The organism is Rheinheimera sp. MM224, assembly GCF_947090785.1.
Taxonomy (GTDB): domain Bacteria; phylum Pseudomonadota; class Gammaproteobacteria; order Enterobacterales; family Alteromonadaceae; genus Pararheinheimera.
The window spans coordinates 1,369,014-1,381,309 of the sequence record NZ_OX352320.1 but is presented as its reverse complement, the minus strand read 5'-3'; the positions used below and the strand labels follow the sequence as shown (position 1 = coordinate 1,381,309).

At 47.6% G+C, this 12,296-nt stretch carries 10 protein-coding genes; 4 read left to right on the top strand and 6 right to left on the bottom strand.

Going from position 1 to position 12,296, the window contains the following annotated elements; genetic code table 11:
* Positions 1–10 precede the first annotated feature (10 nt).
* Positions 11–1,201: an efflux RND transporter periplasmic adaptor subunit gene (locus tag OM978_RS06475; RefSeq protein ID WP_264346064.1), complete on the bottom strand. Its 1,191-nt coding sequence runs from the start codon at positions 1,199–1,201 to the stop codon at positions 11–13.
* Between the two features lie 400 nt (positions 1,202–1,601).
* On the opposite strand from OM978_RS06475, the gene OM978_RS06470 reads away from it, so the two are divergent.
* Complete coding sequence (locus tag OM978_RS06470) at positions 1,602–1,871, top strand: hypothetical protein (protein ID WP_264346063.1); 270 nt, start codon at positions 1,602–1,604, stop codon at positions 1,869–1,871.
* 78 nt (positions 1,872–1,949) lie between these two features.
* Here the strand turns inward: OM978_RS06470 and OM978_RS06465 are convergent, their stop codons facing one another.
* Complete coding sequence (locus OM978_RS06465; protein ID WP_264346062.1) at positions 1,950–4,148, bottom strand: TonB-dependent receptor; 2,199 nt, start codon at positions 4,146–4,148, stop codon at positions 1,950–1,952.
* Positions 4,149–4,394: 246 nt separating this feature from the next.
* On the opposite strand from OM978_RS06465, the gene OM978_RS06460 reads away from it, so the two are divergent.
* The 3 genes from OM978_RS06460 to OM978_RS06450 all read left to right on the top strand — a co-directional run bounded on the left by OM978_RS06460 (position 4,395) and on the right by OM978_RS06450 (position 9,516).
* Positions 4,395–5,966 (top strand): amidohydrolase family protein, encoded by a 1,572-nt coding sequence (locus tag OM978_RS06460; protein ID WP_264346061.1) that lies wholly within the window; start codon positions 4,395–4,397, stop codon positions 5,964–5,966.
* Positions 5,967–6,205: 239 nt separating this feature from the next.
* Positions 6,206–6,814 carry a PAS domain-containing protein gene (locus tag OM978_RS06455; RefSeq protein ID WP_264346060.1) on the top strand — a complete coding sequence of 203 codons (609 nt, stop codon included), beginning with the start codon at positions 6,206–6,208 and terminating at the stop codon, positions 6,812–6,814.
* A gap of 128 nt (positions 6,815–6,942) precedes the next feature.
* Positions 6,943–9,516 carry a chemotaxis protein CheB gene (locus OM978_RS06450; RefSeq protein WP_264346059.1) on the top strand — a complete coding sequence of 858 codons (2,574 nt, stop codon included), beginning with the start codon at positions 6,943–6,945 and terminating at the stop codon, positions 9,514–9,516.
* 10 nt (positions 9,517–9,526) lie between these two features.
* Here OM978_RS06450 and OM978_RS06445 read toward each other — a convergent pair whose 3' ends face one another.
* The 4 genes from OM978_RS06445 to OM978_RS21495 form a co-directional block, all read right to left on the bottom strand.
* Positions 9,527–9,808, bottom strand: coding sequence for a hypothetical protein (locus OM978_RS06445; protein ID WP_264346058.1), 282 nt, complete (start codon positions 9,806–9,808; stop codon positions 9,527–9,529).
* A gap of 75 nt (positions 9,809–9,883) precedes the next feature.
* Positions 9,884–10,189, bottom strand: coding sequence for a DUF2007 domain-containing protein (locus OM978_RS06440; RefSeq protein WP_264346057.1), 306 nt, complete (start codon positions 10,187–10,189; stop codon positions 9,884–9,886).
* Between the two features lie 207 nt (positions 10,190–10,396).
* A complete protein-coding gene (locus OM978_RS06435) occupies positions 10,397–11,872 on the bottom strand; it encodes a mannan-binding protein (protein WP_264346056.1) in 1,476 nt (491 codons plus the stop codon).
* A 279-nt stretch (positions 11,873–12,151) separates the two neighbouring features.
* Complete coding sequence (locus OM978_RS21495; RefSeq protein WP_413691223.1) at positions 12,152–12,256, bottom strand: MarR family transcriptional regulator; 105 nt, start codon at positions 12,254–12,256, stop codon at positions 12,152–12,154.
* Positions 12,257–12,296: the final 40 nt, after the last annotated feature.

Below are 12,296 nucleotides of genomic sequence, written 5' to 3'. Positions count from 1 at the left end.
GAAGCCCCTGTTATTGTGCTGTATTAGCCGGAGCGGCTTTTAGATCGGCAATAACCACCTGAGTTTTTTTGATTTTTGCAATCAACTCATCAGAGGCCATCGCCGTTTTTATTACGGTCACAGGAGAACCAGGTCTGATCCGCTGTAAACCACTGATCACCACCTGATCTTTAGCCGCCAGACCTTTTTCTATGATCCTCAACTCTTCTACTTTTTCTCCAATTTCAACACCACGGTACTGCACCAGTCCTTCTGCATCCAGCACCATCACGTATTTGTTATTCAGGTCACTCAAAATAGCTTTATCCAATACCAGCAGCCGCTCTGCGGATGCATTGGCTACTACTTTGATACGAGCAAACAACCCTGGGATCAACCGCCCATCCGTATTATCAAACACAGCCCTGCCTTTGATAGTGCCAGTTTTGGCATCCACTTTATTGTCGATAAAGTCCAGTAAGCCATGATGCGGATACTCAGTTTCGTCTGCCAATCCCATCAACACCGGATACTGCACTTCACGGGCACTTGGCATAGTGCCTGCCCGGATCTGGCGCACATAACTCAGATAAGTCTGCTCATCCGTATCAAAGTACGCATAAACTTTACCGGTGGACACCACAGAGGTCAGTATTGAGTCGCCTGCATTGACATAATTACCTTTGGTGGCAATAGCTTTGGAAATACGGCCGGTAATAGGAGATTCCACACTGCAGTAACTTAAGTTTAATTCGGCTAGCTCCACAGCAGCTTTAATGGCTTCAATACTGCTCATGGTTTGATTCAATTGAGATTTACGGACATCCAGCATCTCTTTGGAAATGGCCGACTTTTGAATCAAATCCGCGGCTCGTTGGTATTCACTTTGTGCCAACGAGTACTTACTTTCTGCGACTTGTTGCTCGGCTTTCAGACGATTGACTTCAGCTTTAAAAGCCCGATCATCCAACTTAAAAAGGATTTGCCCTTCTTTCACCAAGGAGCCTTCGACAAACAATACTTCGTCAACATACCCCGAAACTCTGGGCCTTATCTCGGCGCTTTCAGGCGACTCCAACCGGCCGGTAAACTCCTTCCAGCTCACCACATTCATCGTCAGTACTTCGGCAACCGACACTTGCGGCTTATCCTGCGCCAAGGCTGAAAATTGCGCTGAAAACAACAGCAGACAAAGAGATAAATCAAACTTATTGTGACGCATGAATTTTGCTCCGGATTTGAAAATCATAGATTCAGCACCTCTACTGCGGATCACTAGATCGGCTAAAAACGCAGCGGAAGCATCAACGACGTGTTGAGTATAGGTTATGCAAAAAAACACGGAGCTACAGCAGTGCTTTGGCAGCATTGGCGGCAGATCAAGGGATAACAAGACCAGACGAAGGTATGAGACAGCACATACCTAGGGATAATTTGGAGCCAAAACAGCGGTCATATAGCAAAGAAACAGCGTATGAATTATATACAAAATGAAGAGTATAGCCTCGTGCTACACTGAATCGCTGATCTGGCTTCACACCTCGCCCGCTTGCACACAAGGCTCCATGTACAATGGCGGGTACTCTTCTGGGATACTTATGCAATTTATCAAGCGCGTCGTTATGAAATATAAAAACCTGCTGCTGTTTATTGTTGCAGCTGGCATTTTAGCTGGCTGTGCCACACAGCCCATTGCTAGTTTAAGCGAAACAGAACCTATGAGTTTTTTGATGGGGCTATTTCATGGTTTTTGCATCGTATTTAGCTTAATTGCCAGCTATTTTACCGATGTGCGTATCTATGCCTTTCCGAACTCGGGTGGCTTTTACGATCTGGGTTTTGTCATAGGGGCAGCACTATTTTTAGGCGGTGGTGGCGCCAGCGCCAGATAGCAAAAACTCCGGCAAAAGAGCAAACAAAAAAGCCCATGACGGCATCATCATGGGCTTTTAAAGTACAGCAATTTAGGATCAGAACTCTGCGGTATAACGCAAACCAAACTCACTGGCATCGTTACTCAGAATTCTGAGCACATAGTCACCTGTATTTAAACGGGCATTGTCGTAACGTTCATCAAAGACGTTATGACCATAAAAAGCCACTGTCCAATCACCGCTGGCCGGAGTATAGGCAATATCCATATTCACCAGCTCACGGCTGTCGATCTGAGTCAAACGACCCGAATCAGAACTTGGCTCACCATACATCTCGTCACGGAATGAATAGTCAATGCGGGTGGTGATGGAGCCACCATTGGCCAGACCAAACTCATACGAAGGCCCTATCGCAGCGGTCAGCTCCGGCGTTAACGGCGCTACAGGTTTAACGCCGTCTTTTTCATCGACATCGACGTCTATCCAACCCACTGCACTGTGCAGTTTAAAGGCGTCGGTAAAATACATGGTACTTTCCCATTCCACGCCGCGGGATGTCTGGCTAACCACCAGGTTTGTGGTGCTGAATCCGCCTTCAGCTGTGGTGCTGACCTGATAAGGTAAATCATCAAACACAGTGTTAAAGACTGCGATACTCATACTGAAGGTATCAGTGACCTGACCTTTAATCCCCATTTCGTAGTTCACGGCAGTGATATTGTCTGTTGCCACTAAACATTCAGGATTACCAAATAAGCAGTATGGGCGAGCCGGGAATTGGCCTGACTGGTAGCCACTTTGAATAGTGCCATACAGGTTCATACCATTTTCCAGACGGTAGCTGGCCGATACGTCATAACTCATCTGGCTCCACTCATCGCTGGCAGCAAAAGGACCGGTTCCCACGTTTGCCACTACATCTTTTTGGTCTTTGTTAAAACGTAAACCACCGGCCAAACGTAAATCGTCAGTCAGCTGATAACCCAGATTGGCAAACACAGCGCGGCTGGTTGAGGTTTGATCCAGCTCCAGTGTATTGGCGCCGCCATTAAAGCGGGAGTCTTCACCCTGACGGTTACTGCCTTCTTCTTCAAACCAGTAAAGGCCAGAAACAAAGTCCATTTCGTCATAGACGCCGGATAACTGCCATTCCACTGAAGTTTGATCCGCATCACCACGCTCAGGGTAATGATCCAGCTCATAAATAGTGCCATCATCATCAAGACCGGCTTTATATTCTGAAGTTCTGTTGCTGATCACAGCTTTAGTGGACAGCTCGTCGTTCAGACTCCAGTCGGCGGTTAAGGACACTCCACTGGCTTCATTGCTGACCGTTGTGACTTCTTTCGTGCCTGTAGCGTTGTCATAAATATTTGGTGACAAATCAGAATTACGCAGAGGGCCTGTTGGGGTTGGCGCGCCAAAACGCATACCAGTGTAATAGGCACCTGTTGGAACTTCGTCAATCAGCACAGTGTAAGGGCGTAAACCACCTTCACCGTCATTACCGTCCGCAGTCAGCACCAGACTAAAATCGTCAGTAGGCGTCATTTTTACCGAGAAACGACCATACGCCTCGCGGGTTTCACCCACATCATATTCAGCATCAGGCACATTGATAAACTTACCTAAACCATCACGCTGGTTGTAACCGGCGTTAAAGTTAAAAGCCAGAGTATCGGTCAGTTCACGATTAACAAATACATCACCTTTAGCGCGACCGCGACCACCAGCTTCCAGTGCGACTTTGGTCACAGCCACTTCATCAGGCTGCTTGGTGATGATGTTAATAGCACCACCAATAGAGTTACGTCCGTACAAGGTGCCTTGAGGGCCACGTAATACTTCGATACGTTCAATGTTGCTCAGGTTCCAGTTCTGACCTACCTGACGCCCCAAATAGACGCCATCAACATAAACGCTGACACCTGGATCTGTGGTGATCAAGTGATCCTGTAAACCAATACCCCGAATAAAAGGGTTAGCAGAGGAGGTATGTCCTGCAGAAAAGCCTGTCACATTCAGATTAGGCACAAACTTACCTACATCAGTCAGGTCGCTGATGCCCTGCTCAGCTAACGCATCACCACTAAAAGCACTGATGGCTAAAGGCACTTCATAAATCACCTGAGTACGTTTGGTGGCTGTTACCTGAATGGTTTCAATTTGGTCTTCATCTGTGGGTTGTGCTGGTTCTTGTGCCCATGCCATAGAGGACAAAGCTGCAGCTATAGCTGCGCCCACTAAACTGACTCGGGTTGCAAAACGCTGGACTGGTAATTTCGTAGTATTCAAAAAGGCTCTCCACTATTATTTTGTTGTGTGCAGGTCGGCCACGAAGGCATACAAGTATATGCGAATTGACTTATATTCGTCATTAACAAAACAAAGAAAATCAGGAACTAAAACCCCGGAGACCTACCCGACACGAAGCTGATTATCGCTGCAATACCCCGATTAAACCTATTCAGTTGCAGCTTGCTCTGCACCTTGCCATAGTGATTTACAGCCTATGCAACATAAAAAAAATAAGGAAAAACTATGCGCATTCTGCCTTTCATCGGCACAGCTTTAGTGCTGGCACTAGCTGGTCAGCCTGCCTATTCAGCAGCAAACACAGCAGAACGAACCCCTTCAGCACCAGAACGGGACAGAGGCGAAGGCCCCTATAAACGACTGATTTTGCGTGGTGGTACTTATATCAGCGGTGAAGGTGCGCCTCCTGTTGGGCCTGTGGATATAGTGATTGAACAGGATCGCATCACCGAAATTACCGCTGTCGGAAATCCGGGCGTGCCCGTGTTGCCAGAAGGCAGACCTAAGGCGCAAGCTGGCGATCAGGAAATGGATGTCAGTGGCATGTATATTCTGCCGGGTTTTATTGATATGCATGGCCATATTGGTGGTTCTGCCAACGGCACTCCGGCCGAATATGTATTTAAACTCTGGCTGGCTCATGGCATTACCACAGTGCGGGAACCCGGCAGCTTTAATGGTGTGGACTGGACTATGCGCCATGTCAAAGCTTCAGAAAAAAACAGCATAGTCGCGCCTCGTATCGTGCCTTATGTCGGCTTTGGTCAGGGCCTGAGTAAACCTGTATTCAGCCCGGAACAAGCAAGAGATTGGGTGCGGGATATTAAAGACTCAGGCGCCGCTGGTATTAAATTTTTTGGCTCTACCCCAGCTATTATTTCGGCCGCTTTGGATGAAGCGAAAAAACAACAGCTTGGCACTATGATGCACCATGCTCAGCTCAACGTGATGGGTACTAACGCACTGGATAGCGCCCGTATGGGTTTAACCTCGATGGAGCATTGGTATGGTTTACCTGAAGCGCTGTTTACTGGTCAGGTAATCCAGAATTATCCTGCCAATTACAACTATCAGAACGAACAAGACAGATTTGCTAACGCAGGCTTGTTATGGAAACAAGCCGCAGCGCCTGGTTCAGAAAAATGGAATGTAGTGCGGGATGAACTGATCAAACTGGACTTTACCATCAACCCTACCCTGACCATTTATGAGGCGACAAGGGACGCCAGCGCCCAACGTAATGCTGAATGGCATCAGGACTACACCTTACCAACACTGAGTAACTTCTTTAAACCTAACCGTTATGCCCATGGTTCGTTTTGGTTTGACTGGACCACCGATCAGGAAATAGCCTGGCGCGAAAACTACCGCATCTGGTTCCAGTTTTTAAATGACTACAAAAACCATGGCGGCCGGGTGACCGCAGGGTCTGATGCGGGTTACATCTATAAAATTTATGGCTTTGCCTATATTCAGGAGTTGGAACTGCTGCGTGAAGCAGGCTTTAATCCGCTGGAAGTGATACAGGTCGCTACGTTAAATGGCGCTCAGGCTTTAGGTATGGAGAAAGATATAGGCAGCTTAGTACCGGGTAAAAAAGCCGATATGCTGATAGTGGCAGAAAACCCACTGGCCAACTTTAAAGTGCTGTATGGCACAGGCCATTACAGACTCAACGACAATAACGAACCAGAGCGCAGCAAAGGTGTGCGTTACACCATTAAAGATGGTGTGGTGTACGATGCGCAGCAACTGCTAAAAGATGTGCGCGATATTGTTAAAAAAGCAAAAAATTAGCCACTGTAGGGGTGGGCCTTGTGCCCGCCCGTCTATTCGATAAACACAAAACCAGACAAGGTTCATCCCCTCCTATTCTCCATCCTGTAGCGTTAATCAGTGCATGACGTTAACGAATAGGTCTATACTCCTGAGCAGTCACCTATTTTAAGGGAAGCCAGACGCAGATGGCCTTCTGTCCGCCGTCCACTTGTGACAGCAAGCGCGGTACATGATCGTCTATCAAAATGGAGATTTGTATGTCTGACTTCAATCATACTCCCGAAAGCTCTAATTTATTACGCCAGCAAGCCAGCGACAGGCTCAAAAATGGCACAGCTCAGTGCAGCGACATCGTAACCGCCAGTGCCGATGCACTTTCAGTGCTTTACAAGCTAAGTAGTTCACCTGATACCGCTGTTGATGGACTTAAGCTGCTGCACGAATTACAAACTTATCAGGTAGAACTTGATATGCAGCTTGAGCAACTCAAAGCCAATGAATTGGAATCAGGCCATGAATTAAGCTGCTACCGGATGTTTTTTGAGATGGCAGCCACTGGCTGCATGCTGCTCAGAACAGACGGTGTCATTATGGACTGTAATCTATCCGCAGCCCGCTTGTTTGATACAGTTAAAGAACAACTTTTAGGCCAACCAGTCGATTCTTTGCTGAGTACAGAAAGTAAGGCCCAGCTAAAAACTGCCTTAACCCGGCTACAAAGTGGCGATACCAGCACCAATAAAATTCTGACTACAAATCCAGCTCAGACAGGGCGGCATAGTCTGGAACTGAGCATCACTTTGTCGCCGGATCGAAGAGCCATTATGATGATGGTCACAGACGAAGAACCAAAGCTGGTGAACTAAAACCTAGATCCAGCATCAACTGCGTTGTCCAGAGCCGTTGGCATCCTTGATTTTAATCCTGATGCCTGCAGCTAAAGCAGGCATTTCTCTTCGTTGTGAAGAGCACCTTGTATGAGTAGCCTTTTATTGTGAGTTCGAAACATAATCCAACAACCACTCCCCCTCGCATCGTTGGCATAGGTGCGTCGGCGGGCGGCCTTGAAGCACTGAATCAATTTCTGGCCCAGACGCCCGCTGACACCGGCTTGGCCTGGATTGTAGTCCAGCATCTGGATCCGACCAAAAAAGCCTTATTACCTGAATTACTACAACGGGTTACCACTATGCCAGTGCAGGAAGCAGCACATGGCATGGTGATTAAAGCTGACCACCTTTATGTGATCCGCCCCGATACAGAACTGACAGTGGCCAATGGGACTTTAAAACTGGCTCAGCCTTCTGAGCCTCGTGGCATGCGTCTTCCTGTGAATATTTTATTTTCATCCCTCGCCACCTCTTTGGGTGAACGAGCCATTGCCGTAGTGCTGTCAGGTATGGGGTCGGATGGCACTCTTGGCACCCAGGCCATAAAAGCTGTGGGTGGATTATCTTTAGTGCAAAAGCCCGAATCAGCTCAGTTTGATGCCATGCCAAACAGCGTCATTAACGCTGGCTTCGCCGATATTATTGATACACCAGCCGAACTGCCGGGCCGTATTCTTGCGGTGATCGATCATAAGCCTGAAGTGCATCAACAGCCACAAGACAACGCAGAATTAGCCGATACGCCGTCAGATGCGCTGCAACAGGTTATGGTGCAGTTGCAGCGGCATACCCGCCATGATTTTTCATCTTATAAAAGCAGCACCTTGTTACGCCGTATCGAGCGGCGTATGGCAATTCACTCCATCGAGTCTTTGCCGGACTATGCCGCCTTTTTGCCCGACAACCCGCAGGAAATCGAGCTGCTGTTTAAAGAACTGCTGATTGGCGTGACTAACTTTTTCCGGGAACCTGCCGTCTGGCAGCATTTATCCGAAGTGGTACTGCCTGAATTACTGCACCAACGCATGGAAACCAAAGCACTACGGGCCTGGTGTATCGGCTGCTCGAGCGGTGAAGAAGCCTGCTCACTGGCCATCACCTTTTGCGAGGTGCTGGAGCGGCACAGCGAATTTGAGGGTTTTAGTCTGCAAATTTTTGCGTCCGATTTAAGTCTGGACGCTATTAGCAGTGCACGTCGTGGTCAGTATCCGTTGTCGATTGCCGAGCATGTGTCGGCGGAGCGGCTGGAGCGTTTTTTTATCCGTCATGACCACTGCTACCAAATCAAGCAGGCCGTACGTGACATGATTTTGTACGCACAACATGACGTTATTCTGGACCCACCTTTTACCAGACTGGATTTAATTGTCTGTCGCAACCTGTTGATTTATTTTGATACTATGTTACAGCGCCGCCTGCTGCCTCTCTTTCATTACAGCCTGCGTGAAAAAGGTATTTTGCTGCTTGGCAGCTCAGAAACAACAGGCCGTTTTCATGATTTATTTACACCAATCCAGGCCAAGTTAAGATTGTATCAGCGTCTGCCCCGTCAAAAGACAGCAGGCTCTAAACTGCCGGTTCAATCTTTTCCACCTCTGTCTACGCTTGCTAAGGAGCATCCGGTGCCAACTGATAAAACACCAGTCCCAAAAACTGACAACCTGCAAACTGCGGCAGATCAACTGTTGTTGCAGGTTTACTCTCCGGCAGCTGTAGTGCTGAACGGCAGCGGTGATATCGTTTATATCAGTGGCAGAACAGGTAAATATCTGGAGCCTGCGGCTGGTAAAGCCAACTGGAACTTCCACGCCATGGCACGGGATGGCTTACGGGCCCCGCTCGCTACAGCGTTAAAACAAGCGGCCCAACATAATGCGCCCTTGCAGTTACGTGGATTGGCGGTCTCAGAAAAAGACGCCAGTCAAAGAGTAGATATTACAGTGCAGGCGCTGCGTGAACCTGCGGCTTTGCAAGGCATGACCATGGTGGTATTCCGTGATGTGGCAGGTGATGCAACGGACGCTGCGGATCCATCTGCCAATGTCGATTTTTCACTGGCTGCTGTGCAACAACAATATCTGGATGAAATTCAGCAACTGCGCGAAGAAACTCAGGCGTCCAAAGAAGAGCTGCAGTCGAGCAATGAGGAGTTACAGTCCACCAATGAAGAACTGCAATCGACCAACGAAGAGTTAACCACGTCCAAAGAAGAAATGCAGTCGATGAACGAAGAGCTGCAAACTATCAACACCGAGTTGCAGACCAAACTGGATGACTTAGCGCTGGCACAAAGCGACTTACAAAATACGCTGAACAGCATAGAAATTGCAGTGTTGTTTTTAGACCAGCAGCTCAATGTCAGACGTTACACCGACAGAGCAGCCAAAATTATTAACCTGCGCGAAAGCGATCTGGGCCGGCCACTGACCGATCTGACCAGCAGTTTACAGTATCCAACCTTGCATCAGGATGCACAGGATACCTTGCGCACTCTGGTATTTTCGGAGAAACAAATTCCAACCAATGACGAGCGCTGGTTTACCGTGCGCATTATGCCCTATCGTCGGTTGGACAATGTGATCGATGGAGTGGTCATTACGCTGGTAGATATCACCACGACTAAAAAACTGGAAGCAGCGTTGCGGGAGCAATCGACGCCAACCTCGATTGCGCCCTAATCAGGTTCTTTTATTTGATGCTGACACCCGGAGTTTCAGTGACAGTTTTCGCATTAGAGCGCTCGATAATTTTTACCAGTACAGACTGAATGGTCTCATCCTGCCGGACATCTTCTGTACTGGAAAACTTCTGCTCCATGGCAGCCGCACCTTCCTCTAATACAAAAGTCAGTAACACTTCTGTGGCCTTATCTGCAGTGTCACCAAAATAAGCCAGAGACAACACCGGATAACCTTCAAAGCCTTTAGTCAGTTGCTTGGAAAGACGTTTTTTCGCTTTATCTAAATTCATAAGATTCTTTTCAACAAAGGGAGATTCAGCAAGACTATACAGCGCCAGGGCTTACCCCGCAGTTATTTCTGTCTTTCAGCCTTGCTCAGTACCACAATTCCAACACAACTCAAATGAAGCCGCGTTTTCTTCGGCGCATTTGCTGCAATGCCAATCCTCTGCTTCACTGTCGAGTTTCATATTCTTTAAAATCATACTGGCTAATGCAAAGTCGTTTTCATCCACCAGCCATAACTCCAACCAGCTATCAAAGGCCGACACCTCGCCTATCATACTGACTGCATGTTCATTTTTAACAAAAACCTCAAAACCACGGCGTTGCAGAATGTTTTTGATATTGCTGACAATCAGCCTGTTTTCGTGGGTATAAATCATTTTCATGCTGGTTTTACTCCTGGTGCCGTATCACAGGGAAGTGAACAAACTCTGGATTTGGCAAAACGAACCATCAAGATACAGTATAGAGCTGAGTTTTGGTGAGCGGAAAATAGTAGAACCTTGATGAAACGCCAACAGAGCTGCTATTTAAACAATAAGACAGCAGCTCTGCGAAGTGGTCTGATAAAAGCGGGTAACACTAAAAATTAGTTACTGTGCAGTACAACCGCAGACAGAACCAGCACTGGTATTGACATTAGTCCAGTTGCCGTTCCATTTCAGGTTACTGCCGGCGTTTTGGCATACACCAGTTGCCCCGCCACAAATAGCTGCAGCAGCACTGTTACTGCCAATGAGTTTAGGGGAAGTCACATCCACATTTTCGCCCTGACCAATTTTTACATCTAAAAAGAGATGGCTCAGGTTTTGCGACGTAATGTTATTGCTGACGCTCTGGCCTGTACCGCTGTAGTTGTGACAACCAAAACAGTTGCTGGCAAAACCTTTTTGCAAATCAACATTCTGGAACGTAGTTTCGGCTACTGTATTGGCTAAACGCAACGAACCACGTTCGTTAGGTACACCTACACCGCCTGAACTTTGAGTGATATCGCTCACCCACAAGGCTCCTACATGAAAATAGTTCGTCAGTACCTGCATACCAGCCGGAACACTGCTTCCTGCCAGTAATGCATCCACGCCACTGTTTTGTTGCATGATATCAGCTACGTTTTCATCCGCTTTTAAGTCGCCTGCTGCAGTGCCATAAGGATAAACCCGGCAGATATTGGTGGCAGTACCCGTAGGTGCAGTCTGGTTTTCCAATGGGTTATTAAAATTACAGGCATTGCCTGATGCGGCAGTTCCGGGTAAACCACTGGTACAGCTGGCACTGGCAAAAGTCCAGGGAGAAGCTGGCTGAGTTCCAACTGGTGTGCAATCCGGTGAGTTGATTTGATGCTCGTAGGTTGCCCAGACAAATTCAGGATGATCAGTAGTTGCCACAGCGATATGCATACCCACCAAACCTAAAGTCACGTTCTGACCACCAATAGTCTGAGGCTGAGTCACAAAAGTACCGGCAGCCACTTCGGCCGCGGACAACAGTTTCCAGGCCGACTTCATTTCGGTGGTACCGGATGGGAAGTTAATAATGTTTTGTTGTTGCAGCGTCACAGCACTGCCCGACAAGCTACACAAGCCCTTGTCAAAACGTACATCGTAATACACTACATTGGTATCCTGAGCATAAATAGTAGCGCCATCGCCTGCCTGCCCGGTCGAAATTGAAGTGCTGTCAGCTTTATCCAGACTGGTTCTTAAGGTTGCACCTGTTACAGCGTTGTCACAGGAATTCACCGGATTACCACTGGCATCAAACTCCAGCACCGGATACAAAGCCTGGTTCATAAAGTTACGCTGGCCACTGCTGTTTTGTGACATCAGATACAAAAAAGCCTGAGTGGAAAACTGATAAAAATCACAAAAAGTTGAGCTGCCATCCGAACCACTTTTTTTCACTTCAGTCGGCATGGAGGGGCTATTCAGCCACGCAGGTTCTACAGGACAAGCTGCGGCCGCACCGACAGTTGTAGCCTTGTACGCCTGATTTGCTGACACCGGAGTGGATGCACAACACAAGGCTAAAACCAGGCTGCCTGCTGCTAGTATTTTTAAGGTATTCATCTGCGATATTCCTTCCTTTGGGGTTGTTATATTTATCTTTTCAGCAACAGGAACCGCTAGTTTTGCCATGCAACTTTTACCTGTTTCGAAAACTCTAGTTGCTATTATGGAAAAAGGAAGGTTTTCTAAAAAAGAAACTGTTCGAATGTTTCTGTGACATAAAACTTCAGCCTCAAAACCGCAATTTCGCACTTGATTTCAGTTTCCAAGGAAACTCACTGGTAATCTCAAAGGATGCAACTGAGGATCATCAGATGGGCATCACAGCAATGGACAGTATTATGTTCTCTGGCGCTGTGTGCTGTTCCGTGTTGCGAAGCCTTTGTTTTCTAGCCGTGTCAACACCTTGGACGCCGCACTTTTCGTCATACCCAAAGCCTCAATCAGTTCAGCATGAGTGCTTTATTGTATAAAGTACGTGAAG

Bases quoted from the DNA above. Each gene is read 5' to 3' on its own strand.
- OM978_RS06475 (WP_264346064.1), bottom strand. From the start codon at position 1,201: ATGCGTCACAATAAGTTTGATTTATCTCTTTGTCTGCTGTTGTTTTCA.
- OM978_RS06470 (WP_264346063.1), top strand. From the start codon at position 1,602: ATGAAATATAAAAACCTGCTGCTGTTTATTGTTGCAGCTGGCATTTTA.
- OM978_RS06460 (WP_264346061.1), top strand. From the start codon at position 4,395: ATGCGCATTCTGCCTTTCATCGGCACAGCTTTAGTGCTGGCACTAGCT.
- OM978_RS06455 (WP_264346060.1), top strand. From the start codon at position 6,206: ATGTCTGACTTCAATCATACTCCCGAAAGCTCTAATTTATTACGCCAG.
- OM978_RS06445 (WP_264346058.1), bottom strand. From the start codon at position 9,808: ATGAATTTAGATAAAGCGAAAAAACGTCTTTCCAAGCAACTGACTAAA.
- OM978_RS06440 (WP_264346057.1), bottom strand. From the start codon at position 10,189: ATGAAAATGATTTATACCCACGAAAACAGGCTGATTGTCAGCAATATC.
- OM978_RS06435 (WP_264346056.1), bottom strand. From the start codon at position 11,872: ATGAATACCTTAAAAATACTAGCAGCAGGCAGCCTGGTTTTAGCCTTG.